Origin of the sequence: Nitrincola sp. A-D6 (genome assembly GCF_000764495.1) — a bacterium.
Classification (GTDB): domain Bacteria; phylum Pseudomonadota; class Gammaproteobacteria; order Pseudomonadales; family Balneatricaceae; genus Nitrincola.
Genome location: NZ_JRLB01000111.1, coordinates 1 through 26,315, shown reverse-complemented (window position 1 = coordinate 26,315; position 26,315 = coordinate 1). Strand labels below are relative to the sequence as shown.

The 26,315-nt window shown below is 46.8% G+C and carries 23 protein-coding genes and 1 pseudogene; 11 read left to right on the top strand and 13 right to left on the bottom strand.

Features of this window, described 5'->3' with window-relative positions:
• Positions 1 to 291: 291 nt before the first annotated feature.
• Complete coding sequence (locus tag LH51_RS17835; RefSeq protein ID WP_160173762.1) at positions 292 to 1,191, bottom strand: sulfurtransferase; 900 nt, start codon at positions 1,189 to 1,191, stop codon at positions 292 to 294.
• Positions 1,192 to 1,428: 237 nt separating this feature from the next.
• On the opposite strand from LH51_RS17835, the gene LH51_RS19650 reads away from it, so the two are divergent.
• On the top strand, positions 1,429 to 2,799 hold the full coding sequence (locus LH51_RS19650) for a DUF4236 domain-containing protein (RefSeq protein WP_144244322.1): 1,371 nt from the start codon (positions 1,429 to 1,431) through the stop codon (positions 2,797 to 2,799).
• Between the two features lie 5 nt (positions 2,800 to 2,804).
• Here LH51_RS19650 and LH51_RS17825 read toward each other — a convergent pair whose 3' ends face one another.
• The gene (locus LH51_RS17825) at positions 2,805 to 4,031 is read right to left on the bottom strand and encodes an MFS transporter (RefSeq protein WP_036524873.1); all 1,227 of its coding nucleotides are present in this window, start codon (positions 4,029 to 4,031) and stop codon (positions 2,805 to 2,807) included.
• Positions 4,032 to 4,163: 132 nt separating this feature from the next.
• Here LH51_RS17825 and LH51_RS17820 point away from each other — a divergent pair, with 132 nt between their 5' ends.
• From LH51_RS17820 to LH51_RS17790, 8 genes are all read left to right on the top strand, one after another.
• A complete protein-coding gene (locus tag LH51_RS17820) occupies positions 4,164 to 5,372 on the top strand; it encodes an MFS transporter (protein WP_036524870.1) in 1,209 nt (402 codons plus the stop codon).
• The gene (locus LH51_RS17815; protein ID WP_052063920.1) at positions 5,362 to 6,114 is read left to right on the top strand and encodes a YdcF family protein; all 753 of its coding nucleotides are present in this window, start codon (positions 5,362 to 5,364) and stop codon (positions 6,112 to 6,114) included. The genes LH51_RS17820 and LH51_RS17815 overlap by 11 nt, the downstream gene beginning before the upstream one ends.
• A gap of 105 nt (positions 6,115 to 6,219) precedes the next feature.
• Entirely contained in the window at positions 6,220 to 6,363 is a 144-nt protein-coding gene (locus LH51_RS20950) for a hypothetical protein (RefSeq protein ID WP_160173761.1), read from the top strand.
• Positions 6,363 to 7,919, top strand: coding sequence for a sensor domain-containing diguanylate cyclase (locus LH51_RS19645; protein WP_052063919.1), 1,557 nt, complete (start codon positions 6,363 to 6,365; stop codon positions 7,917 to 7,919). Before LH51_RS20950 ends, LH51_RS19645 begins: the two co-directional genes overlap by 1 nt.
• Positions 7,920 to 7,976: 57 nt before the next feature.
• Positions 7,977 to 9,158 (top strand): acetyl-CoA C-acyltransferase family protein, encoded by a 1,182-nt coding sequence (locus LH51_RS17805; RefSeq protein WP_036524867.1) that lies wholly within the window; start codon positions 7,977 to 7,979, stop codon positions 9,156 to 9,158.
• A gap of 472 nt (positions 9,159 to 9,630) precedes the next feature.
• Positions 9,631 to 11,265 carry a sensor domain-containing diguanylate cyclase gene (locus LH51_RS19640; protein WP_081960896.1) on the top strand — a complete coding sequence of 545 codons (1,635 nt, stop codon included), beginning with the start codon at positions 9,631 to 9,633 and terminating at the stop codon, positions 11,263 to 11,265.
• A 97-nt stretch (positions 11,266 to 11,362) separates the two neighbouring features.
• On the top strand, positions 11,363 to 11,752 hold the full coding sequence (locus LH51_RS17795; protein WP_036524864.1) for an MbcA/ParS/Xre antitoxin family protein: 390 nt from the start codon (positions 11,363 to 11,365) through the stop codon (positions 11,750 to 11,752).
• Positions 11,753 to 11,765: 13 nt separating this feature from the next.
• The gene (locus tag LH51_RS17790) at positions 11,766 to 12,575 is read left to right on the top strand and encodes an RES family NAD+ phosphorylase (protein ID WP_200882061.1); all 810 of its coding nucleotides are present in this window, start codon (positions 11,766 to 11,768) and stop codon (positions 12,573 to 12,575) included.
• Positions 12,576 to 12,714: 139 nt separating this feature from the next.
• Here the strand turns inward: LH51_RS17790 and LH51_RS17785 are convergent, their stop codons facing one another.
• Both LH51_RS17785 and LH51_RS17780 read right to left on the bottom strand, forming a co-directional pair.
• On the bottom strand, positions 12,715 to 12,969 hold the full coding sequence (locus LH51_RS17785) for a YdcH family protein (RefSeq protein WP_036524861.1): 255 nt from the start codon (positions 12,967 to 12,969) through the stop codon (positions 12,715 to 12,717).
• A gap of 345 nt (positions 12,970 to 13,314) precedes the next feature.
• The gene (locus LH51_RS17780) at positions 13,315 to 14,274 is read right to left on the bottom strand and encodes an ADP-ribosylglycohydrolase family protein (RefSeq protein WP_036524858.1); all 960 of its coding nucleotides are present in this window, start codon (positions 14,272 to 14,274) and stop codon (positions 13,315 to 13,317) included.
• Between the two features lie 343 nt (positions 14,275 to 14,617).
• On the opposite strand from LH51_RS17780, the gene LH51_RS17775 reads away from it, so the two are divergent.
• Entirely contained in the window at positions 14,618 to 14,950 is a 333-nt protein-coding gene (locus tag LH51_RS17775) for a hypothetical protein (protein WP_036524854.1), read from the top strand.
• 102 nt (positions 14,951 to 15,052) lie between these two features.
• Here LH51_RS17775 and istB read toward each other — a convergent pair whose 3' ends face one another.
• Positions 15,053 to 15,802 carry an IS21-like element helper ATPase IstB gene (gene istB, locus LH51_RS17770; RefSeq protein WP_036521451.1) on the bottom strand — a complete coding sequence of 250 codons (750 nt, stop codon included), beginning with the start codon at positions 15,800 to 15,802 and terminating at the stop codon, positions 15,053 to 15,055.
• Between the two features lie 11 nt (positions 15,803 to 15,813).
• Entirely contained in the window at positions 15,814 to 17,358 is a 1,545-nt protein-coding gene (istA, locus tag LH51_RS17765; protein ID WP_036521513.1) for an IS21 family transposase, read from the bottom strand.
• Between the two features lie 100 nt (positions 17,359 to 17,458).
• Here istA and LH51_RS17760 point away from each other — a divergent pair, with 100 nt between their 5' ends.
• Positions 17,459 to 19,372, top strand: a complete 1,914-nt coding sequence (locus LH51_RS17760) for a nuclease-related domain-containing protein (RefSeq protein WP_036524936.1) — start codon at positions 17,459 to 17,461, stop codon at positions 19,370 to 19,372.
• A gap of 121 nt (positions 19,373 to 19,493) precedes the next feature.
• Here the strand turns inward: LH51_RS17760 and LH51_RS17755 are convergent, their stop codons facing one another.
• From LH51_RS17755 to LH51_RS17735, 7 genes and pseudogenes are all read right to left on the bottom strand, one after another.
• The gene (locus LH51_RS17755) at positions 19,494 to 19,910 is read right to left on the bottom strand and encodes a type II toxin-antitoxin system VapC family toxin (protein ID WP_235263815.1); all 417 of its coding nucleotides are present in this window, start codon (positions 19,908 to 19,910) and stop codon (positions 19,494 to 19,496) included.
• Positions 19,907 to 20,134, bottom strand: coding sequence for a type II toxin-antitoxin system VapB family antitoxin (vapB, locus tag LH51_RS17750; protein ID WP_036524851.1), 228 nt, complete (start codon positions 20,132 to 20,134; stop codon positions 19,907 to 19,909). The genes LH51_RS17755 and vapB overlap by 4 nt, the downstream gene beginning before the upstream one ends.
• Positions 20,135 to 20,292: 158 nt before the next feature.
• On the bottom strand, positions 20,293 to 21,831 hold the full coding sequence (locus tag LH51_RS19635) for a plasmid pRiA4b ORF-3 family protein (protein WP_081960895.1): 1,539 nt from the start codon (positions 21,829 to 21,831) through the stop codon (positions 20,293 to 20,295).
• A gap of 250 nt (positions 21,832 to 22,081) precedes the next feature.
• Entirely contained in the window at positions 22,082 to 22,783 is a 702-nt protein-coding gene (locus LH51_RS19630) for a 3'-5' exonuclease (protein ID WP_160173760.1), read from the bottom strand.
• Between the two features lie 183 nt (positions 22,784 to 22,966).
• The gene (locus LH51_RS23765) at positions 22,967 to 24,058 is read right to left on the bottom strand and encodes a UvrD-helicase domain-containing protein (protein WP_268746604.1); all 1,092 of its coding nucleotides are present in this window, start codon (positions 24,056 to 24,058) and stop codon (positions 22,967 to 22,969) included.
• Between the two features lie 1,221 nt (positions 24,059 to 25,279).
• Positions 25,280 to 26,107 (bottom strand): annotated as a pseudogene (locus tag LH51_RS23760) (RecQ family ATP-dependent DNA helicase); the annotation flags it as partial.
• Between the two features lie 18 nt (positions 26,108 to 26,125).
• A partial coding sequence (locus LH51_RS17735) for an IS3 family transposase (protein ID WP_036524848.1) occupies positions 26,126 to 26,315 on the bottom strand: 190 nt, incomplete at its 5' end.

Below are 26,315 nucleotides of genomic sequence, written 5' to 3'. Positions count from 1 at the left end.
GGGAAGGAGTCAAGCTTAGCAGAAATGTCGGCTGCCACAGCAACATCATTCAATAGCAGCAGGCGGGCAAAATCCTGGCTCAATACAAGTGCAACGGTTTCTGCCTGACTGACAGCACGTTGCTGCTGGTTGGACATAAACCAGTAAAGGAAGGAGCCATAGCCACTCAATCCGGTTACTGAAACCAGCAGCATAATCATGACAATAAGCCGTCTGCGGATGGATCCTTTGAATCGGGGATCTTTCATGCTCTGCTTCTACTTCTGCAAACGGCTGATATAGTTGAGTAATTTAATCTGTTGTGACAGATTGTGTTGATGGGTTGTTGATTGGTAAAGCGGGATCATTGCCCCATTCCAGCCAGGAACCGTCGTAGACGGCAACTTTGTAGCCCAGAGCTTGCATAACAACATAATTCAGCGCTGCTTCTGCACCGCCATCGCAATAGAGAATAATTTCTTCATCCTTGGGGAGTTCTGCATAGATGGGCGCCAGCGCCGCCAGGTCACGCATTCGATTGCCACTGTCTGATGCTTCAAAGTTTTGTGAACAAGGAAAGTTCAGTGCTGTCGGAACATGACCAAAACGCTTTGCTGTGGATTCGAGACCTTGATAATGTGCAGTGCTTCGACCGTCAAGAATCGGTTTTTTGTCAATAGCCAGCAATGTTCCCAACTTGGTTTGCAAACGCTTATTATCCACCATAGGAATAAATTCCCTGGCTTCAGGTATAATCGTTTGTGTACTTGTGGGCAGTAATTCGTCGGGCCAGTTACCATAGCCTACATTTAACAGGCTGACTTTTTCATGGCCGAGAGTTTCGAGTAGCCAGTAGAGTCGGGCCGCCCAGGTGAAGCTACCATCATCCATAGCCACAACGTGGGTGTTATGGTCGATACCTGCCTGGCTGAAAAGTTCGCGCAGGAAATCCAGGTGCGGCATTTTGAAGTCGTCGTCAAACAACATCATATAGTGGATATTAACCGCAGCTTCGATGTGGCCTTGCTGAAACTGTTCGGCTTCTCGCAGGTCGATGATACGGAAATTATCCTGACCAAGGTTTTGCTGCAGCCATTCAGCCGAGACAATTGGTGGAGATTTGGCGAGCACCGAGGTGAAGGGCAGCAGGCATAATAAAATAGCTAATGCACTGATTGGTAACCTACAGCGTAGAACTGTACAGGCGTTCATGGTACCCCCGGCTTTAAAAATTCGCATGTACCTGTTTAAACATGGCAAGGTACAAATGTTGCTCTAGAGCAAAGCTAGTATACTAGGGTGTATAAACTCTGGAGTTATTGATCTGGAACAAGCGTTGGATGCTTAGATTTGTATACCAGCGATGGTTATTTAGTTGTATAGCGCTTGCTCTGTAACCCTGGGGCTGGCAAAGTGATTGGCCTGAGTTATGGTCATAAGGATAAAGCGTTGGCATTTCGATTTCGTCATTCTATCCGGGTTGTACCGGGCGTTCGCTTGAAGAGCGGAAAGCGGGGTATTACTCTTTCCGACACAGTAAGAGCCCAAGCGCTCTATGATCATGATCAATCGCTGTATGGCAATATTACTATGCCCAGTGCTGGCCTGACGTATCGCACCCGTTTTGATAACTCTCGAGCCCATCAGCACCGTGCATTTCAGCGGAAACAGCAACAGAAACAGCGAGAGTTGCTTTACACGGCTGAAACTGGACAATTCAAAAGTCTCCGTATTGACCCGAAACAATTAAGGGTGACTCTGAGTGATCAGGGTGGGTTGCAGTTGATGCTGCTCGATGGCCGTCAGTTAACCGATGAAGAAATGTCTACTTTATGGGATGCGCATCCGCAGTTGCTGCGAGGTTGGCTGGATGAGCAGGCTGCACTGATTAATGGTGATATAGCAGAATATATCGATCTGTATCAGGAAGCTCCTGCTGTTGATACCAAAGTACCTTGTTATTTGCCCGCTGCATTTCCTGACCCTGAACCCTTGCGTCCAGATCTATTAAAGCTTCCGGCTGAGCCTGTGTATCCGCAGCCACCCGCTGTGCGTTTATGGCACCGTCTGATTCCTGGACGGCAGCAACAATTGGTTCGGGCACATCAGCAGGCCGTGCATGAGTGGCAGACAGCCAAGTTGCGCTGGAAAGCGGAAACGCATCAGGCAAGATCAGCGGCTGATCGTGCCAGGCAGCGTTACAAAGCCTACACATCGGTATGGAAAGCGCGTAAAGCGGCGCATGACACAGAGCAGTCTGTGTATGCCGAGCAGTTTGTCACCTTGTTAATGACTGATGAAGGGCTGATGACTGAAGTACTGATTGCGGAACTTGAACAGTTGGACTGGCCTCGTGAAACGCTGGTAGATTTTCAACTGGATCTGGATCGCAAACAGGTATGGCTGGACCTGGATCTTCCTGTTGTTGATTCAATACCACTGAAAAGCGCTCAAGTCGCTAGTGGTGGACAGAGTCTGCAATTGAAATCTAAATCAGAGGCTCAGCGCGACCAGGAATATGCTCGCTACACCCACGGTGTTGTCTTTAGGTTGCTGGGGGTATTGCTTGCCAGTCTGCCAGCAATTGATGAAATCATTATTTCCGGTTACACCCAGCGTACTAATCAGCAAACAGGGTTTGAGCAGGATGAATATCTGCTATCTGTACGGGTTCAGCGGCAGGCTTTTTCAGAGTTGAATTTTGCCGCACTGGATCAGCTCGATCCGGTTATAGTCTTAGCTCAGTTTATTATGCGTCGCGAGATGGACTCTGATTTTCATTTCAGCGCCATCAAGCCGTTTGAGCCGGGTCAGGATTAAGTCGTTTATTCTGGTTTGATTTTCTTTCCGGTTTTCATCATGAGTGGTACAAAGCTTAGAATTTGCAACACTATAAGTCCGGCAAATGCCATGCGCAGTGATCCGGGCACAGAAGCCCCGTTTTGCTGCAGTAAATCCAAGGCGATGCCCAATCCCCACTGCACGATAAAAGCGCCAGCGAAGGCCATCAGATTGATGGCTGTACTGACACGTCCGAAAGCGGATTTAGGGAAGTTAGCCGCGGTGGCAATGTAGGTTTGTGCATTCGCTGCAGATAAAACACCGAGTAAGAACCAGAAAACCAGAATGGGCCCCCAGCCGGTGAGTATCAATCCCTGAACAATCAGCATCAGGCCGTAGCCGATCTGCATAACGTTAAGTGGTGTGACACCGCGTTGGCTTAGTCTGGTACCAAACAGGCCAACTGATAGCTGCCCTGTGAGCATGCCGAGGTTAAGGATCATCAAGTAGCTGGCTGCCTGGTTCAGCGGTAAGCCGTTTACATTCATCAGCCAGGGAACGGCCCAGAGGCTTTGCATAGCCATAAAACCACCGGTGAAAAAGGTGGCAGAGCCGGCAAAGCGCAGAAAATCCGGTGCAATAAAAATTTTGGCAACAGATTTTAGTGTCGTGCCCAGCGATTCGCGCGAGGTCTGCTGTACATCGCCGGGTAGGGCGAAAAAGACAAACACAGACAGTGCGGTGGCAAGACCTGCTATCAGCCAGAAAACGCCCCGCCATCCGAGAAAGGGAAGCATGGCTTCCATGGGCGTGCTGGCTGTTAAAGCACCCAAGGCACCTGCTGCCATAATATAGCCTGTCATTGAGCTTTGGCGTTCAGCCGGGTACCACATGGCGAAACCTTTCAGACCAGCCATCAGGCAGGCTGAAACCCCCAAACCTATCAGTCCACGCGCCAGGGTTAGTTGTCCCAGTGAGTCTCCCATGGCAAAGGCGGCTGAGCCCACGGCTGCCAGCAGTAATAAGCTACCCAGAACGCGTTTGGGGCCGTAACGATCCAGTGCAATACCCAGTGGAATCTGTGCCATACCAAAGGTCAGGAAATAAGCACTGGTCAGCAAGCCAAGATCTGCCGCCGACAGGGACAGGTCTTGTGTCAGTTCTGGCGAAATGACCGCATTCACTGTTCTTAGCAGGTAGGAAAGATAGTAGCCCAGAGCAAAGGGTAAAAAAATCATCACCCAGGACGCCGGACGTTGACTTAATGACATGATTTAAATCCTGAAAATAGAAGCAAAGAGTTTACCCACCAGTATTTGGGCTTGCTGGTAAGCTGAGCAAAAAGGCGTAACATAACCGATTTTAGTGCTTGCAGGCCATGAGAAAGAGGATAAATAAAGTTGATGCGAGTTGCGCAAAGCAGTTATATCAGGTTGATGCGTGAGCAAACAGGGTTACTGGCATTGGCCTTTTTGGCGGTGTTTTCCGGAAATTTCGGACAAAGTTTTTTCATTGGACTGTTTCAGCAACCCTTGAGTGAGCAACTGGATTTATCGGCGGGGGGCTTCGGTGGCCTCTATGCGGCTGTTACCCTAATCAGTGGTTTCCTGGTGCTGCGCTTTGGGCCGTCAATTGACTGGGTGCAACCACGCCGTTATGCCCTGGCTGTCTTGCTGGGGTTAGCTGTCGGTGTGCTGATGCTAACGCTTGCCCCTTGGTGGTGGCTGGCTTTTTTAGGTTTGGTTTTATTACGCTTATGCGGCCAGGGACTGATGACTCACTTGGGGAGCACATTGGCGGCGCGTGAATTTACACTCAATCGGGGTAAGGCGCTTGGGTTGGTGAATCTGGGGATGCCCGCTGGCGAAATTCTGTTGCCTCCACTGGTCGCGCTGTTATTAATCTGGTTGGGTTGGCAGCAACTTTGGTGGTTGCTGCTGGGAGTGCTGATTGTATTATGGGGGTGGGCTTTCGTGGCTTGTCCCTGGCCTGCAGCACCACAACAACGACCAGTGAAGGGGCAGGTTGCAACAGGGCCCAATCCATTTCGGGAATTACGCTTCTGGATGTTGTTACCCTTACTCTTGGCGATTCCTATTATTATGACCGGTATTTTTATTTACCAGTCGCAACTTACCGCTGATCTGAATGCCAGTACGGCAACCTATGCATTGGCCTTGACCGGTATGGGTCTTTCACGCTTTCCGGGAGCTTTATTGGGTGGACGCTGGGTGGACAAGCTGGGTGTTGCTCTGTTGGCTCGATTGTATCTGTTCCCCTTTATAGCGGGTCTGGCAGCGGCCTTGTGGTTTGAGGGCAATATCGGTATTTGGTTACTGATGACAAGTGCGGGATTTGCTTTGGGAATGCAGGGCCCCATTCTGGACAGTTTGCTGGTCAGCCTTTGGGGGAGTCAGCATTTGGGCCGCGTACGTTCGGTTAAATCTGCCTGCATGGTTTTTTCAACCGCTATTGCACCGGCGCTGCTTGGCGTGTTAATAGATTTTGGCGCCAGTTTCCAGCTACTGCTGCTGGGTATGCTGATATTTGCCATGTTGGCTGTGTTGTTAGCAAGGGGTCCTATTACTGAGGCTGCAAGGAATGATGCTTAATTTACTTAAATACCTGTTGTTACCTCCGGCGATACAGGCATTAGCTGTTCTGTTTGGACTGTTATTGATCTGGCTGGGTCGGCGTTTTGTCGGTGGCTTGTTCGTGTTAGCAGCGGGGCTATCACTTTGGTTGCTGGGGCTGCCGGTTGTCAGTTATTCATTGCAGCAATCCCTGGAACATTTTCCGCCCGTCAGTCTGGAATCAGTGAGTTCTGCTGACGTGATTGTTGTGCTGGGAGGTGGGCGTGCTTTTGATGGTGCTGAGTACGGCTGGCCGGATGCACCCAGTGAGCAGACAATCAGCCGGCTGGCTTACTCGGCATTTCTGCAACGGGAGACTGGCTTGCCTATACTGCTCACGGGCGGGCGGGTTTATGGAGAACATTATAGTGAAGCCGAGTTGATGCAGTGGTTGCTCAACGCAGGTTTTGATCTGAATGCCGAATGGGTTGAAGATCGTAGCCGCAATACCTATGAGAATGCCGCTTACTCGGCTGAAATACTTCGGGAAGCCGGTTTGTCACAGATTGTGTTGGTTAGTCAGGCCTGGCATCTGCATCGGGCAGTTCCAGTATTTGAAGCGCAGGGTTTACAGGTGCTGCCTGCACCTATCCAGTTTACTACGCCACCCCCCGAGGGGCTGGTAAGGTGGTTACCAACGGCCTACTACTTTCGTCAAAGTGCTCAGGCTTTACATGAGTGGTTGGGGTTGTTTGTCTATCGAACGCTTAACTTATACTGACCGGTAATAGCGTAAATTGTATTTATAGCCATGCACTCACAAAACATCTGGTGATATAATTATTTTAAATATTAGTAATAAATATAAATGAGAAGGTGTTTAATATTGCAAGCCGATAGTTCAGTCAGAGCCCGGTGGAAACGACCGGTTGTCTGGGTCAGTGTCTGGTTGTGCTACTCGCTGGTAGCCCTTGGCTATTTCGCCTATGAAAGTGCAGAACGCGGGATGTTCTGTATGAGTAACTTCTGATGATGTTTCTTGGTAACTGGTTTGTCCATGAAGCGCGTTTCGATACGCTCCTCCATCCATACCGCGTACGGGCTGATCGTATTATGGTGGGGATGAATGCCTTTCTACTGCTCATTTGTCTGTTGTTGGTACCCCTCTACGATACTTTGTACGCGGTTTTACTGGTTGGGTTGCCGACTTTATTGCTGGCTGTTCTACTGGTTTATCTGCACCCTGGTGAACTGATTACCCGCCTTTATATGGGGGCGGCCTTCATGGTTTTTACCGGATTAATTATTCACCAGAATGCGGGTGATATTGAGGCCCACTTTTCGGCGTTTGGTCTGATCGGGGTGCTGTTGTATTACCGTGATTGGCGCACTATTTTGATGGCAACGGCGGTAATCTATTTGCATCATCTGGTGCTGGGTTATGCACAGACCCTGGGCATAGCGGTGTATGTTTTCGATAGTGACGCATACTGGTTATTGTTCTGGGAGCATGTCGCTTACTTTCTGCCCTTTGTGCTGATGATGGCGTACTTGTCGATTTGGCTTCGCCGTGAAGGTTATGAAGATCAGCATGTGATGGCTATTGCTCAGGACATTATGCAAGGTAATTTAGTCACAGACAGGCATCTGGCAGCAGATCAGAAGCAGGCACCACTGATTCATTCTGTGTTGATGATGAAAAATCGCTTGCTCGATCTGTTGCGTGTGATGCCCGTTCCGGCGGCGGTGATTCGTCTGGATAATGAGACGCTGGTAAATATTAATGAGGCCTGGGAACGTAAAATGGGCACCTTGCCGATAGGTGCCAAAGTGCAGGACTCATTAATATGCTCCATTCCTGGTACTTGGGATCACTTGCTGAAGGCCTTACATGCCTCTCCAGACAAGCTGTTGAACAAGCAGGAGATCAGCCTGAGATACCCGGATGGTAGTGAGGCGATTTGTGAGGTCTCTGTTATTCTGCATGAAGAAAGCCACCCGGTGATGGCGATTCTGACGCTGGAAGATATAACCCAACGAAAACACAATGAGCAGGCAATGCACCGCCTTGCCTTTTACGACATGTTGACCGAACTGCCCAATCGCACGCATCTGGCACATCATCTGGAAGATGCGCTGATGCATTGGCGTGAGAATGCTATAGGTTTTGCGGTAATGACGATGGATCTCGATGGCTTTAAACCAATTAATGACGCTTATGGTCATGATGTTGGCGATAAGGTGTTACAGATCATCGGTAAACGCTTATGCCATGTTAAACGTGAGAGGGATTTGATCGCCCGCCTGGGTGGGGATGAGTTCGTGGTGGTACTCAATCAGTGTGAAGAGCAGGCACAGACATATAGTATGGCAGAGCGGCTGATCACATCGATCTCGGCACCGATACAACTTGAAGCTAATGAACAGGGTAGGGTTAGCCTGGAGGTTGGTGTGAGTATCGGTATTGCTCATATAGCCAATGGTGCTGAAAGTGCTGAGGAGCTGCTCAAACAGGCTGATGTTGCCTTATATCGTGCTAAACAGGCGGGTAAGCATCAGGCTGTGCTATTCTCAAACAAGGGTTGATGAATGATCATCAGGATTTAACTGTCAGATGTCGATAACAACAAAAGGAATATTATAATGGGTAGAGAAGTCGTTGTTTTAAGTGCAGTCCGTTCAGCCATTGGCGCCTTTAATGGCGGATTGAGTTCCATAGAGCCTCATGAACTTGCCGGTCAAGTGATGAAAGAGGCTGTTAGTCGTTCGCAGGTTAATGCTGACTTGATTAACTATGTCACTGTGGGTAATTGTATTCCCACAGATGTTCGTTTTGCCTATGTGGCGCGTGTCGCCTCTATCCAGGCTGGCCTGCCGATGGATTCTGTCGCGATGGCCGTTAACCGCCTGTGCAGTTCAGGTCTGCAGGCCATAGTGACCACGGCGCAGAATATTATGCTGGGCGATTGTGATTACGGTATTGGTGGTGGCGTTGAAGTGATGTCGCGGGGTGGTTACCTGTCTCCATCAATGCGTTCGGGTGCCCGCATGGGTGATACCAGTATGATCGATATGATGGTGGCCACACTGAATGATCCATTTGGTGTCGGTCATATGGGCATTACCGCGGAAAATTTGGCTGAAAAATGGGACATCACCCGCGAAGAGCAGGATGCCTTTGCCGTAGAGTCACACGCACGTGCGACACGCGCAATTGAAGAAGGGCGATTCAAGTCACAAATCGTTCCGATCACGCTTGAAACCCGAAAAGGGCCCATCGTGATTGATACAGATGAGCACGTAAAGCCAGGTACTACGATGGAAAGTCTGGGCAAAATGCGCCCAGCCTTCAAAAAAGATGGCACAGTGACAGCGGGCAATGCGTCAGGCATTAATGATGGCGCTGCCTTTATGGTGCTGGCTTCTGCAGACGCGGCCGCCAGTGCCGGACATAAGCCTATTGCACGTATCGTGTCTTATGCTGTGGCAGGCGTATCCAACGAAATAATGGGTGAAGGCCCGATTCCTGCGTCACGCCTGGCACTGAAAAAAGCCGGTTTGTCGCTGGACGATATGGATGTTATTGAGTCCAATGAAGCCTTCGCGGCTCAAGCCCTGGCTGTGGCTAAAGGCCTGGGTCTGGATATGCAGAAAACCAATCCTAATGGCGGTGCAATTGCGCTGGGACATCCTGTCGGTTGCTCCGGGGCGTTTATTGCCACCAAAGCGCTTTACGAGCTTGAGCGAACTGGCGGACGCTATGCACTTGTCACTATGTGCATAGGTGGTGGACAGGGAATCGCGACCATTTTTGAACGCTTGTAAAATCTAAGCCAGTGCTTCCCTCCTTTTTTTAAAGCTAAATCTAAAAAGAGGAGGGAGCCAGCTGATTAATGTAGAAAATAAAACAACCGCTTGAATTTTATTCTAAGCGGTTTTTTTATTTAAGAATTTTAGCTGTCGTTGAAGTAGAGTAAAGCTGCCAGCGGTCGACGCACCTACTGATAGTATGCAGTTGGAGTATCCTGTAGGTTTAAGTTGTCGTTGATGGCTCGAGAAAAAAGCTCTAGTATGAATTAGATAGGGACCAGTAAAAATTCACTTACTTTCCTATGCACCCAAATGCCATCGAGTATTTGGGTTTTAAACAGCCAAAATAATACTTTTAGATTTACTATAATTTCTTATATTCAGGTTCATTTAATCTGGATTTTGTGCGAACGCGCTGAACTGATTTTTATAGCATGAATAAGTAGTAACTGGTCATTGATTGTATTATCCAGCGTGGTGTATTAACGTGTCTATTTCTCTCAAAGTAACCACTGCAATGGTCTTCATGGCCATGATTCTAGGTTCAACAGTGGTTGGTTTGCAGCGCTATTTAGTTAATACCGAGTTTCAGTTTTTGGAGCTGGAATTTGCCAAGCTTAACATTGACCGGATTACCAATCGATTCTCGCTAGAGCTTAACAACATTGACTCGACCGTCTACGACTGGTCAGCCTGGAGCGACACCTATGCCTTTTCTCAAGATCGTAATGATGGCTATATTCAAGCGAATCTCTACCCGGAGACCTTTGTTAATTTAGGCATCAATATTGCGCTTTTTGTTAATCGTGAGGGAGAAGCCCTTTGGGCTGGTATTTATGAGTTCCAGCCGGATGCTGAAGTGGTTGATCGAACCGAGACGTTACTCGATGCGCTTTTACCCAAGGCAATAGAGCTGGCGGAGTACGTTGACCCTAATGCAGCCGTTGGCGACCAGGTTCATCGCGGCTTGTTCCACTTTGATGGCTTACCAGTACTTTTTTCAATACGGCCCATCTTCAACAGCTTTGGTGAAGGAGAAGCCAGAGGTTACTTGCTCTTCGGCAAAACCTTGTCAGAAAATTTGCTGGATCAAATGCAGACAGATGTTGCTTTACAGTTTGAGATCAGTGAAGTGATGAGTCAAGCCTCCTTAAGTGCTCTGCCTCAGTATGACCTTATGGCTTCAGATACAGCTCCTTTGCGCATTCGCCAACCCTTCCTGCCCAGCAAAGCAGGCGGTTTTCTGATAACAACCGAGGTTGATAAGCACTTTACCTGGATAGGTTTAGCCTCTACCAGGGCGGTGATACTGATGTTCATAGTCATAGGTTCGCTGGTAGTTGTTGCCACCTGGTGGTGGTTGCAGTACACGACAATCTTGCCTATCAAACGCTTGAAAAACAGCATAGCAGACACTATCAGCAACAAAGATTATACACGGCGGTTAGTCGTGACCAGCTCGGATGAGGTCGGCGCATTGGCAATGACCTTTAATCATCTGTTGGAAACAGTTGAGCGCAGAACACAGGTACTGAACCATACCAATGAGCAGCTTCAGAGGGAACAGCAGCGCTTGAAAACCATGCAAGCAGATCTGGAGCAGGCAAACTCTGAACTTAAAATACTTTCTGAGAAGGATGCACTGACGGGTCTGTACAATAGAATGGCGATGGAACGCAAGTTGGCGCAAGAGTGGAATGTACTGCGTCGAAAGAATGAACCACTAGCCGTCTTAATGATCGATATCGATCGATTCAAGGAATATAACGATCATTATGGTCACCAGGCTGGCGACGATTGTTTGCGCCAGGTTGCTATTTTACTTTCTTCAATCGTCCATCGTGCCTCTGATATGGTGGCCCGCTATGGCGGTGAGGAATTTATGCTGATTCTACCGGGTATAGAGCTTGAAGAAGCTCATCAGATGGGCTTGAATCTGCGGCGCCGTGTCGAGGAAGAAAACATTGAGCATGCGCATAGTGATCATGGTCATCTGACTATCAGCATAGGTGTGGCTTGTCTTATACCCAATGAAGCCCTGACGGTACAAGACCTTATTCGCAATGCCGACGAAGCTTTGTATCGTGCAAAAAAACAGGGGCGTAACCGGGTGTGTGTTTAAGGTCCGGCTAAGTGTTATTCTATATAGAGACCTAAATTGATTTTTGTTTTCATGTGGACTATCTTGATGGTGTAGCAAGTCATCAGAGGTATCCACTATGGTCACCACATTTCAAGAGAACATACACACAGATGAGCGTCGTAAGTCTGATGTTGCGCTCAAGACTTTTTTTCGCATTACGGAACAGTGGGGCCTCAACACCCAGGAACAAAAGGTGCTGTTGGGTGATCCGCCACGCAGCACACTCTACAAGTGGAAAAATGCTGAAGGTCCGCCCATCAGTCGCGACACTTTGGAGCGCATCTCTTATATATTGGGAATCTATAAGGCGCTAAGGATTCTGTTTCCAACAGAGGAGCAAGCTAACGCCTGGCCAGGTAAAGCCAATCGGGATTTCGATGGTGAATCAGCAATGTCCGTTATGCTAAAAGGCAGCATGACCAATCTTGCTGATGTGCGTCGCTATCTTGATTACATGCGGGGCTAAGATGCAGCACATAATGCCAGACTGGCAGCGCGCACATCGTCTGGTTTCCAGCCATTTCCCGCCTATCAATCTGTTTGAGACCGTCGCAGAGCCAGAAGATCTGGAGATAGTGTTTGAGATCGAGGGGTTAACCAATGATCGGTTGAGGCATGAAGCCGGTGATTTAAAACTGGTACCTGCTGCAGAGCGGATATCCGGTCCAGGCTCAACGCCTGTAATGGCAGCATTTACACATATAGGCCAACCCAGCCGTTTCACTGATGGGCGCTATGGAGTTTACTATGCAGGAAATTGTTTGGCTGTCGCCATAGCTGAAACGCGCTACCACCGTGAGCGGTTTCTAGCCGCCACCCGCGAACCAGACACTGAAATTACAATGCGAGAATACATCAGCCGCATCCAGTTACCCCTGGGAGATATTCGTGGCAGACAGTATGACGCGCTCTATCATCTGACAGATTATACAGCCTCACAGAAGTTCGGACTTGAACAGCGTCAAACTGGAAGTAGTGGGCTGCTCTATCGCAGTGTTCGGTATGAGGGGGAGAGTGTGTCGCACTGTTTACACCACGAGCGACTTCAATTCCTGTGCAGGGTGGCCATTACCGCTATGTATGGAATGGCGCGGCGCAGCGGATTGTGTCGGTCTTGTTGGTTAGTGAGATACAGTGATATGCGTCGATTCTACATGGCTTTTCCAATTCGAGAGACAGTGTCTCTCGAATCTGTAGCCAAATATTCAGTACTGAATGAAAGCGAACAGCTATTCGCATCGAAATATCTAATAGAGCTGCTGACCCTTATCAACTTGAAGAGTCTGTAAGTAACTCTTTATAACCGCCAACTTTTTTGGCAGGTGATTTTTCTACAGAAGCTTACGGTGTTGAAGCGATCTGCTTGGGCAAAACCTTAGGCTTCTGCGTGTATAGGCCCTTGAGAGTCCGTTCTCGTGCCATTGGACTTCAAACCTCAAGTTGATCTTCAGAACGCTTCAGTATAGCGTATAGCTGATCTTTCAGGCTTAGTCGATGCTTTTTAAGGTTTTCGATATATTCATCGCTGCTCACTTCAGCACCGTTTTCGATGAGACGTATTTCATTATCGTACTGATGGTACTCTTCAAACAGCTTAGCAAAATGTGCATTTTCCATTTTCATCTGATGAATTAGCTCACGAAACTCTGGAAACTCATGGATAAGGTCGTGTTTTTTTACCATTGTAGGTTCCTTGTGTTTTTATCATATTGTATTCAATACCATACTAGCCTTTTATCAGGCCTTCTGCATTGATCGATAATAATGGGCCTTTTAGGGATCGTCTCAGAAAACGGAAAATAAAGCACGTTAAGCCAGTTGCAAAGGTCGCCATGAGTGCATATTAGAGCGCACCAACGAGGGCAGCCTGGTCAACCATGGCCCCAATTAACCAGGGTAAATCATCGTGTGAGCCAAAGGATACCGGCGTTTATTTGAGTGACTGGATGGCTTTTTCAAGGTTGTTCATTGAAACGGGAAAGTGGGGGTTCAAGCATTACAACTATAACCAAATGCCGATGGTTTTTTTCATCGTATAATCCCTCCCTTTTCGTATTGTCGAGGCAATAGTTGTGCAGCAAGATCAAGTGCATCAACGGGCCAATACCGTTCAGGTCTGGGACGATGTACACCTGGTAGGCCTTTAGCTGCTCGACACTGTAATATCGAAGAAAGCCATTGCCCCGGAATGGCATCTATTCCATAAACTGCACCGAGAAGCGCACCGCAGATCGCGGCATTAGTGTCTGTGTCACCGCCTCGTCCAACCGTATCGACTAGCGCTTCTTCAAAGTTAGGCGCATGAAGTAGTTGCCAAAGCGCATTCTGGAATGCAATTAATACCCAACCCTGTTTATCGATATAATCCGAAGGCGCCATAAAGGCAGCATCATTGATCACAGCCTTTAGCTCAAAGTCGACATCTAAGTGATCAGCATAGCTGGTAATCAGTTTATACACATTTGTTGCTGAAAGGCCTTGTTGAATGGTCCTGGCAATGGCTAGCACAAACAAAGCATTTGCTTGCTGACATACTTGATGAGGATGGGTTAAAGCGGCATCTTGCATTGCCCAATCGATGATCTCTTCATCTGTCGATTCAACGGTAAAAATACCCAATGGGCTTACCCGCATTAAGGCACCATTTGCTTGGCTATCGACATTTCGTACACCTTTGAGACCATCACTGATGGTTAAGCCACAATCAAAGGGCCCTGAATCTATCCATCCCTGGTAAGCATTATATGCTTCAACATCATCGTAGCGGCCTAGTTTAACAAGCATTCTTGCAAGATCGAGGGCCATTTCGGAGTCATCAGTCGGTTGTCCAGCCAGCGTGTTCCATGTGCCTCCGCTGACTAATTCGCGAACACCGTTTGGATAGTTTTTGCTGATAGTCTGAGCATCTTGGAATTCAACCAAACTACCTAGTGCATCTCCTGCCAGTTGCCCCATCAAACAACCTTGTGCGCGTTTTAGCTGTTTCATCTTCAGTCCAAATAGTTAAAAAATATACAGACAGTGATTAGTTCCACGACGCTATACGTGATTATGATGTCTGCCAAAATAGCGGTCTTTTTGCTCTTTAACAATCGATAGTATTGGGCCCTGATGCCACTTTTTTGTCATAAATGCACAACATCGATTAACAGAATCATACTAAAGAATGAATGCGTCTACGTCTGTTGTCGATCATGTTTCTTGACTTAAGCCAATGCTTGTTTAAAGACCGCAACCGACTAATTTCTCAGAAAATTTATGGCATAATCAAACAAAATTAGCTCTACTACTTCTAGACAAACCTAGCAGGTCACACAATTTAGGGATGCTCATGCAAACGGATCAGCAGGTTCAATGTAAACAATACTACGAATCAACCTATCTTAGCTTATTAGAGCATCTTGATGATAAGCCAAAGGCACTAGACGCTTGTTTGCAACGTTTCTTGAATCAACGACCAACGGGTAAGCATCGAACTAACGCTGATAGAGCTGTTGGTCTTATCGAATCTGAGTTTTGGTCGGATACAGAATCAGTCAATCAATCCAAGTATGCTGCTTTAGCGCTCAGTAAAGTGTTAGGTCATCATGAAAAAGTATCTGCTTCAGCTGTTCTGCAAATAGCTAAAAGCACTCCTGATACCTTTCGATGGGCTATTGCGTAAACCGCTGAAGATTGCCACCCATTCCACGTGAAGCCTGCCACCCGGACCAGGCAAAGCTGCCACCCATCGGAGCGCAGCGACACGGGTGTTTTATTGATACTCTTAAGTAAGGGACGGCGTCAACTTTGATTGTCGTTTTCTCATCGATTCCCCTCTGAGATTAATCTTGTAAGCATTGTGTACAAGCCTATCAAGGATCGCATCAGCAAGCGTTGCATCACCTATAACATCATGCCACTGCTCTATTGGGAGTTGGCTGGTAGCTATGGTTGCACGCCGACCATGCCTATCCTCAAGTACCTCAAGCAAGTCTCTTCTGTTCTCAGCACTCAGCTTCATGAGTCCCCAGTCATCCAGGATTAACACATCAACTTTGGCAAGATTGGCTAGAAGCTTGGGATACTGGCCATCGCCTTTAGCAATCGTCATCTCCCGCAGTAGATGAGTCAGGCGCACGTATTGTGCGGTATATCCTTCGCGGCATGCTTTGTGTGCCAGCGCGCAGGCTAACCAGGTTTTTCCTACCCCAGTTGGCCCCGTGATCAGCACGTTAAGATGCTCCTTTACCCATTGGCACGCGGCTAATGATTGGACGAGTCCTTTATCTAGACCACGTGCAGCGCGGTAGTCTATATCCTCTAATGCAGCGTTATGTTTCAGCTTCGCTTGGCGCAGCCGAGTCGTCATACGCCGGTTGTCTCGTTCGGTCATCTCACGATCAACCATCAGACCAAGGCGCTCTTCAAAGCTCAATTCATTGATGTCAGGTGCTGACGATTGGTCAGTGAATGCAGCAGCCATACCGGTGAGTTTAAGGCTATGGAGCTTATCTAGAGTAGGATGTTTAAGCATGTCAGATTCCTTTAATTGTAATAGGCTGGGCCACGGATATTGTCGTGTGTATCGGGTAAAGCCAGCTCTTGTTGCTCTTCTAACGGCAGCTCATCTAGACGGTGCTTGAGGATAGACTCGATACTCTTGTAACGGCAGCTTCCCAGTAGGAGTGCACGTCGGCAAGCAGCTTCTAAGCGCTCATCTCCATAGGCTTTTCCAAGACGTAGAATGCCTAAACATGAGCGGAATGCTTGTTGTGGGTGCTTGCGAGCACTTAAGGCTTTGCGGATGAGAGATTCAGTTCCAGGTCCCGTATTGGTTGCCCAAGAGATCAAACGCTCTGATGTCCACTCACCGGCTTGGCGATGGGATTCAGGCATATGCGCAGGTACCGTGGTGTGTCGTCCTTTTTGATCAGAACGGCAATGGCTCGCGATGCGGTTACCCTTATAAAAGCACTCAAGGGTATTGTGGGTGAGTCGTACCTGTACCTCTTTCTTGATCAGGGTGTAGGGGACTGAGTAGTAATGACCTTCTACGGCTACGTGGTAGTCTATGTTGACCCGAGCCTTTTTCCACTCAGCATAGACGTAGTGCTCAGCTGGCAAGGGCTGTAATGCAGGTTTATCCAACTGCTCGAAGTGCTCGGCTCTACAACCGGGTAGCTTTCGAAAGGGGCGTGCATTGAGCTTCTTCAGCAGTTCTCGGATGGTCGCATTCAACTGCCCCAGAGAGAAGTGCTGTCGGTGACGTAGCGCTGCCAGTATCCAGCGCTCTACAATCAGCACACCGCCTTCGACTTTAGCTTTGTCACGCGGTTTGCGAACACGCGTCGGCACAATAGCAACGCCATAGTGGGACGCCATATCTTGATAGGTTGGGTTAAGGTCAGGCTCGTAACGATGTGCTTTGTTGACGCCAGATTTCAAATTATCCGGTACCACGAGTTCTGGTACGCCGCCCAGGAATGCAAACGTCCGGATATGAGAACCAATCCAGTCCGGTAGTGTTTGGCTCCAAGTGGCCTCTGCATAGGTGTAATTTGAAGCACCCAGCACGGCGACAAAGATCTGAGCTGCATGGATTTCGCCTGTGGTTCGGTCAATGATGGGCACTGTCTGGCCTGCATAGTCCACGAACAGTTTTTCTCCTGCCCGATGATCCTGACGCATCACCCAATCCAGCTTGCTTTGCCAATCTCTATAGTGCTCGCAGAACCAACTGTACTGATAACCCTCTGGATTTGATTGCCGATATTCCTGCCATAACAAGAACAGGGTCAGGTTTTTATTGTGTCGAATTTCGTAGTTAATGTGACTCCAGTCAGGAATACCCCGAAGTTGGGCAGGCAAATTGGGTGGCGGTGGAAACAGCTTACGCTCTAACTGGCTGTCGTCCAGATCGTCAGGTAGTGGCCAGCTCAGGCCAGCGTCGGCAGTACGGCGAAGGTACTCACTCACAGTAGGACGGCTGATACCACAGGTCGCCGCAATTTGCCGATTACTCAGCCCGTTAATCCATTTAAGTCGAAGAACTTCTTTGATTTTACGCATGGATAACCTCTTTGCTGGCATCTGACCCATCTCCGAATGAAAAGGGACAGAATACCGTTAAGTTATCCCGCGTCGTGCAGCTTGGATGAAGTGATTCAGACAGCCTGCCAGGGTGGCAGCTTTGCTGTGGAATCAGTGGCAGCTTTCGCGTGGAATGGATGGCAGGCTTCGTCTGGAATCAGTGGCAACCTTGGTCTGGAATACGCAGGCTATCCGCTATTCCGGCTTGTTTGAGAACCAAACATCAAAACTATGGCAGTACCTTCGTAAAGTGCTAACCAACCAAGAATGGCAAGTATTTTTCTTTGTTTGTGACAGACTGCTGGAACAGCTCGAGCCTTTTGATGAATTGATAGATAAGGCAGAGTCAGAGTTGAAATCACTCAGTTTGATAGAGTTATTATCATATATGAGTGTATTAGCATCTGACGATATCTTTGAAGATGAATCGACCAGCCGTTCACAGCATCGTTGGTATGTATATGATCGCATTATCACCAGAAAACTAGCCGTTTGCACTTCAAAGGATTTTTACCTGACCGAGTCGATTCTAGGTAAATCTCTAAAAAAGCATCTGTCTCCCATGTTGTTCCCCACTAAATCGGGATCAAGAGGGTTGTGTGAGCGAAAGCTTTCTGCGCTTGCTGTGCTTGTTACTGCGACATCAGAACGTCTTGATTACGAGTCTTCTATAGACTGGTTTAGGTTTGATCCAAATTGTGCTTATCAAATGGTTCCGGGCGAGTCGGTCATTTATAACGTTACCGATACAGGACAAAAAAAGTGGGAGCAAACAGAGAAGAAATCTAACCTGCTATGGTTGTATTGGATGAACCGTGCCACTTTGGCATTTATGGATAGTGATCTTCTTTTTCAGCGGATTGGCTCTGCTGAGAACCATGAATTGAATCAATATGCCTATATCAAAGCAATACGAAGCAAGATCCAGCTACAGACCATTTACGGATTAGCCGAGGAGGTCACTGTTGAGGATGGAAATAAAGTTCCTTTGCTGCAACTGATGCTAGCAAGTGAATTGATTTCAATTTTCTTTCAAACTGACTTTATCGAAGCATTAAAAGAAGCTAGAACGCAAACATCATCAACAGTTGAAGCCCTCTCATTAATAGCGTTTGAAGGCCTAATGAGTGGTGAAAACCGTTTTCCCATGACATGGTCTACACCACTGGAAAAAGCGAAAAAAATTAAAGGCTGGACGGTATGTAATCAGTACCCCAATGGCGATTTAGACTTCGCACGTTCCATACTTAAGTTTTGGACCTATGACCTAAAGAGCTTTTCAAGTGCTAATGAGTCGCATCAGGGAGTCACGCCAAGAATCACTGAGCGACCCTTTTACCGGATTGGTGACTTCAATTTTCAGTTTCCATGGGTAAATGGCCAACAAAATAATCTGACTGCTGCCGTTAATAACCTAAGACGACTCGGAGCAAGACGATCTGAGGTACAGGCGGAAACCAGACAAGTTGAACAGCAGCTGGCAATTGCCCTTCAAGACAAAGGCTTTAATGTTGTGGTAGGTTACCAACCACAAAAAGCAGAAGATGATCCTGGTGAAGTCGATCTGATCTGTCACCTAGATGGCGTGGTTCTTATCTTAGAAGTGAAGTCGGGTTACATTCGAAGCAGCGAACGAGAAGTGTGGCTTCACAAGGCCAATACGATTCGTAAAGCTGCTTGGCAGCTTGCTAGAAAGCAAGAAGCAATCAAAACCGCCATCAAAGAAGATCCAACACTAGCAAAAGAGTTACAACTCGATCCAGCCAGTGAAGATTTCGATATCCACTGCTGGATTGTCGATACCTCAATTGAGCTTGATGGACAAATAATTGATGATTTCTTGGTAGTATCTCGTGAGGTGATGGAGGTGGTGCTGCGTGACGAAAAGCATCTATTAAGAGTTGTTGAAGATATCGACCAAGCGCCAAAAGAGAGTATGTATAGCAATGGCTTTACTGCAGCAAAATTTGTAGAGCTAATTGAGTCAGAAAACATCTGGAATGGGTTTTACTAAAAGACTTATAACTATCAGCGTCTCTAGTGTGTGACGGCGGCTTGCTTGGATTTGGGTAATCTATCATGTGTTGGTGACACGCTGATCATGCTCTTCGAAGGCGGCTTGCAACCGTTCTTTCCTACGCGGACCAGTCTTGAATAAGCAGGTTCGGCACGCGTTCAAATTCGCGTGTATTGTTCGTCACCAGCACACAGCCAACGGCAACTGTATTACCAGCAATTGCCGTATCATTTGCACCTATGGGGGTGCCACGTTCGGTCAAATAGCATTTTATAGCTGCGGTGGCTTCTACAGCGGCCTTATCCCAAGGTAAAACTGCGTCAACTCGCTCCATGAACTGGTCAATAATCATATTATGTTTCGGCGAGGCCTTTTTACCGATAGCACCAAAGCGAAGCTCTGCATAAGTGATTGCCGAAATAACAAGTCGGTCTTTATTTTCAACATGGCCTTGAAGCACTTTTAACAGTGTTGCAGGCTTCTCGCGCATGATAAACGAGCAAATATTGGTATCGAGCATATATACTTTTTTCAAAGCACAACCCGCCCATCTTCAATAACGTCGGTGCGGTCTACCAGAAAGTCGGAATCAGCCAAAGGTATATCAGCAAAGCTAGTCCACGTTTTACGGGCTGGACGCAATACCAGCGCGTCACCCTCGCGGCTAATCTCAACCTCTGCAACACCTTCAAATTCAAACTCTTTTGGAATTCGGACTGCCTGACTACGACCATTAATAAATAATGCGACTGTTTTCATAAACATGCTCCAGAGCATATTGCTTGTATATGCTAGTATAAAAATTAATCAGAATATGTCAAGCATATCATGTGGGTTTCCCGGAGCAAGATACGGGTATAAGTAAAACACAGGTTCGTCATAGCGCTAAGTCTCCCGTAGATCTGTTTCAGGTCAATTCACTCTATTATCCAACAGAGATATTCTCCACCCAAAACACTCAGCTTGATCATATACTCATCATTGAAAGATTCAGCTGTTTCGAGTTCGGTATAGTTGATCAGCCCAGTCAAGCCCAGCAATGCTAGCCAGCGGCTTGACATAGCATAGATGACGACCTCTTCAGCAGAGAAGTGGGCAAGTTCACTGGCAGGCACGTCATCAACCAGCATAGGAAAGATGGTTAGTACTGCTTCAGCGGCTATTTCACTGGGTATTTCAAGATCATCTTTTCCAAGTAGATACAGCATCATCCAACTTGTTGAGCGTATCATGTGTAGCTCTGGGTATTGGTCAATATACGCCCAGTTAAACTGGGTAAAGACAGCTCGCATCAGTTCATGAAAACACAGGTCCCATTGCTCCTTCTCAAGTACCTTTCGTCCTTTGGCCGTCAGCAGTAGCGTGCCTTTTTGAATTCGGCAGAAGCCCGCCAGGCTTGCCAGAATACGCGTGAAATGAACGGGATAGACCTCTTCCTCAGAGCGAATGTTGTGCTCCCATACAAATTTGCCGTAAGTCAGGTCTGCCGGGATTGCACTCATCATCTGCCGGGTTACTTTCAAGGGTAAGTTACCGCGTTGAGTCAGTTTGATCCCTTTGTGTTGAGCTGCTTCTGCCAATACTTTAAAAATGGCCAGAATAGGTGCGTTTTCCAGGGTCGCTGCACTGGAATTAAATTGAATCACATTCGGAGCATCAAAAGGCGAGTAGAGCAGTTGATGTAACTGATCAGGGGACATGGGTAGCTCGCCACTTGATGACATCTCTTGTTCGAGCGAGTCCATCAAAAACTGGTCAATAATGGCTTGAGCTTGCCATGGATCTTTTTTAGACAGGGTGGGCAGTAGCTGATCCAGCTCTTCTTTTACATCGAGAAAGTTTTCGTAAATCTCGTCGTGAATTAACAGTGGGCTGTATTCCAGCATCATCTGTAGACGGGTATTACAAAGCTCACTAGCAAAATAGGCTGGATCAAAGTCTTCAACACCTAACCAGTTCACTGTCTCTTCATATTCTGAGTCTGTAGGGTCTTTAAGAATTTCAATAAGATTTTCATAACCAGGAAGTCCGCCGCAATCTTCTGGTGGACAGGCGTTCTCACCGGCAAGGCACAGGATATCGGCATCATGACTGCCAATCAGTGGAAGCATTTTTTCCAGTGTGATCTGATGATCCCATGAATCGCCAAAGTCATATTCATAAGACAGGGTTTTTGCCTTGCTATGCAGCAGATCACTTAGCAATACACCGGTTTCATCAAACCAGTTATCAAAGCCTTCATCTAATGCCTGCGGTGCAGTGAAAAAGCATTTATCTTTAGTTTGAAAGACATGCAGGTGGGCATTCTGCCAACCCATGACGAGCTGAATGACGTGGTGCAGTTGGTCCAGTGTAATGTGACTTGGCAGCAGCAATCTGCGCCAGATAGAGGGTGATGATCCCTCAAGTTCAATGTGGAGTTGGTAGAGTTGGCACGCGTTTTTAGGGCTGCTCATGGGGGCGTTCGAATCTCTGTATTGTTGATTGTTGTGATATGCATTCAGCTGACAGTAGTCTTTGGTATTGGCAGCTCCTGATGCACCCTGATTTGTATGATATCTTAAAATCAGTTGGTTCTACATTAGGTTGATACACAGGGATAGCACACTCTAATTAGGTGTCCAAATTAACTATGCCACTACAAACTCGGGAGGCAAGCTGCTACTGGTCAATGCTGATATAGATTTTTAATACTAAAGCTAACAGTCATTTAGTTAAAACCACTCTAGGTACTATAATCTCCCAGCGCTCTGATTTATAACGACTCCGATATTGCTCGTCGCCGTCATCAATAAATCTATGTGCGATGATTGCAATGTCAGCTGAATCTAATCTGCCTGTTAAGGTGAAGCTTCTTGAAGTTCTGCCTAGGATTGCACCATTTTTGTCTAATATATCGTATATTTCGTTGTGCTCTGAAAAATGTAAGGGGTCGCCAGGTTTGACAGCTTTGATTCGATCATGAATGGCATGAGTAGGGTGATGACTGCCTGGATAGCCAATATCGATCTCAGCTAGTGATAGTGTTCGGTAGGTCTTTTTGAGCTCAGGTTTATAGCTTCCGTTCCATTCTACTTCTTTAATCTGAGTTCTCAAACTGCTAACGAAATGACTGTCGGTTCCTTTAAATTCACAAAGGGTTAGTGTGTTAATAGCACGTGTCATTGCGACATAATAAAGACGGCGTTCCTCTTCAACTGGCTGACCACTGACTGACCAGTCACCTTCAAGAACAGCGACATGAGGAAACTCCAAGCCTTTCGCTGAGTGCACAGTACCTAAATACAAACCAGATTTGGGCCTTTGTCTTAAATCTCTGAAATAGTCATAAAGCCAGTTGATGATTGATCCTGGCTTTAACTCAGCATCACCAAGTTCCAGTCCGAACTGTGTTACCGCTTCAGACATGAGTTTGAGCCAATTTTCTTCTGTGGAATTTCTAGCGACGAGTTCATGTAGCTGTTTCACATGTATTGGCTGGTTATCTGACTGCAAGGCGTCTATCAATGTAATAAACTCTCTATGTCGCGTCAGGGGCACGGCTCGATTTTTATCAGAAGAAAGATGATAAGGAACATTATTTTGCTCACACTATGCTTGAATTGGTTGTAAGAATTTGTGGGTTCGCGCAAGAATGGCACAATCGCTCCAGTTAGCTCCGTTCTCAATGAGCCGAGTTAGCCGTTGTAGTATGGCTTGTGCCTGAAGATTCCCTTCTTCACGATCCTCGTTGGCTAGTTGCAAGCAGACAATTTCTCCTCTCCACAGATCGAGCTTGCTCCAATCACCACCCGCAGCTTCGTGTTTTCGTGCTTTATTGATTTCAATTGGGTGATCATATTTAAGCCGACCAGCGTTTTTCTCTATCAGAAGGTTGGATGCAGATATGATGTTTTTTGTAGAGCGATAGTTTTCGATCAGATAGTGAATATCTGCTTCGTAGTCATTCTGGAATCGTTCGATATATTCATTACTGGTTTTTCGAAAAGAGTAAATGTTCTGGTCGTCATCGCCTACCGCCAGGATACAAAGCCTTTGGTCATCATCAAGATTTCGGCCTGCTAAAGCTGAAATCAACTGGTATTGAAGTTCATCAATATCCTGGTATTCATCTACCAAAATATATCGGTAGCCACGTAAGACTTGCTCCCTTAAATCATTATCATCTTCGCTTCGGGCCGTCTTTATTCCGCCACCAAGCATGTTTATCGCATCTTCCAGAACAGCAGCTAATCTAGCTTCATCTACATTTTCATCACGATTGAAGCGTACACCGGTTAGCCTCATGGCCATAGAGTGATAGGTCATGACCGTGACGCCAAAAGAATCCCTTCCTACGAGTGATTGAATTCTTTCACGAATTTCGTTGGCGGCATGGCGATTGAAAGCCAACACAACTATAGCCGTGGCGGGAGCCCTAAGGACCCTTAGTAAATAGGCGACTCGATGAACAATAACTCTTGTTTTTCCTGACCCCGGCCCCGCAAGAATCAATCTGTTTTTTTCTTGGTCATCAACCACTATGTCCCGCTGATTTTTGCTTAGCGGATCAACAATTTTTTTCCAAGAGTCCTCACTGGTGGCTCTTTTAAGTATGGCTTCTTTTTTGCCAAAGTAGGTTTGGATAAATTTATCCTTACTCCAACTGAAATAATTAAGCACCAAATCGAGTGCTGCAGCCATTTCCTTCAATGCTTTAGATGCATACTCTTGCATTACGTGAACTTGAATCAGCTTTTCGCGATAATGTTCATCAAGCTTGGTAAAATCATCCTTGATATAACGGTTCTTTTCAGGGTTGACCTCAATGGTCATTGCTCTCCTCATTACCGTCATGCCATGGTTTAGTGTCAGTATGTGTTGTTGGTGCATATACAACAGCACATGCTCAACGGCCTTTCTGCGTTGGCTGGCTTTAATTGAGTTTCCTAGAAGCAAATCAGTATCAATTGCCGCTTCAAGATCACCAAAGGTGGTTTTCACTAAAGCATCTGCGCTGCGTATACCCTGTGGTAGCGTTGAAATCAAATAGCGGAGTAATATATCTGCAATCTCACGCCTCTTTTGACCTAGGCCTGATACTTGTCGCCATGTCATACCTCCTAAGATACGCAACTTTAGATAGTCATTATTGAGCTTTTTGAAATCGAAAGTACTTCGATGATTGCCCTGCACAGAGCTATCACGTGACAGGCTTTTTAGCAGATTAAAAACCTTCACAGGGTTTAAATTTTCCAATTCAGTACGGTGGCGTAATTCACTGGTTAATTCAGATATAGATATGTCTTGCCAATCACCTTCTTCGGCATGAGGTGCCTGTTCGGATAGTAGTTCAAAGAGTGCTTTCTCAAGTTTTAGTGTTTCGTCTAGACGCTCACTAGAAGGTGTTGAAACGCCATATCTCAGAAACATAGTGATCTGAGAGTCGTTAACGAGAATACCTAACGTTTCAAGCTGTTTAAGGTCAGATATTACCTCGTCAGTGGTGGCACCGGTTAGCTTTACCAGTTCATCAGTACTTATTCTCTGGTCATCTTCTGCATATCGTAAAAAACGTAAAATAGCTTCAAGTTCTTTTCGCTTTCTAACAGACAGGTTGGCTCGGTCTAGTAAAGGGCTCTGCTTCTCTTCAGGTAAAGTGAGTTTTGCAGGAAAAATCCGAGTTACGTTTAAGTCCCTGCTAAGATAGTTACCTCTTTCTAACCAGGATACTGCCGTAATAACCTTGGTCTCAGAGTCCCTTTCATCGCTGTCAAAACTCGTGTTAACGCTCTCATCTTGAAGAATCTCACCGGCTGTTATGACCAGCGCTTCACCACGCTTTCGACTTTCATTCCTAAGTTTTCGGTAAATCTGCTGAATGTCTCGGAAGCTAATGCGGGATCTTTCAGTGAGTCCGAATTGAGCTTCTATATCATCTGGATCATAGAGCAGTACACATCTGGCAGATTGTTCATCACGGCCAGCGCGGCCTGCTTCTTGTAGATAATTTTCTAAGGATCCCGGTATATCTGCATGGATAACCAGACGAACATCTGCTTTATCAACACCCATTCCAAATGCATTTGTTGCGACAATAATCTGCAAGTCACCTTCTTTGAAAGCATCTTGGATGTCCTTTTTTTCGTTGGGTTCTAGTCCAGCATGATAGTGCTTGCAGCCCCATTCTTGGCTTTCGATAAACTCAGCAAAATTTTCTGCTCTTTTTCGGCTGGAAACGAATACAACAGCGCCACCTTGCTCCGTCGACAAGTGCTCGTCTAGCAATTCGAGAATAAGTCGTTGCTTCTCATGTTTTTGACAAGGCAGTACGTCAAATGAAAGGTTATTTCTTTCGTGCGTTCCGATGAATTCCTTAAACTCTATGTTCAATATCTCTCGAAAATGGGTACGGATATCCTCTAACACATCAAGCTTTGCGGTGGCGGTAAAGCAGCCGATTGGGGCTAATGGTTTGTCTTGGGTGAATTCTTTGATAAAGCGGGCGGCATACAAGTAATCTGGGCGGAAGTCATGCCCCCATTTTGATAAGCAGTGCGCCTCATCAAAAATCCAAGCGCCTACTTGTCTTTGTGAGATTGCATTACGGAAGGCTTTATTCCTGAACTGTTCGGGTGAAACCAATAGAATTCCGATATCGCCCATTTGTATTTTTTCTAAAACATCTCCGCGCTCAGGCATCGTCAACATGCCGTTCAGAGTAGCAGCACACTCAATATGCTTACTTAGTAACCCATCAACTTGTACTGGTCAACTAAAACCGGACACTTTTCTCAGCTCGTTTTCATAGTCCACCGGTGACCGATCACCGTTGGCCGTATGTAATCTTTCCAGGTTGTAATAATGCATGTACGCCGCTACATCATTCCTCATATGCGCTCGTGTGGGCTGTGGTATTTTTAGCAGCCAGTCATGCTTCAGGCTTCCAAAGAAGCGTTCT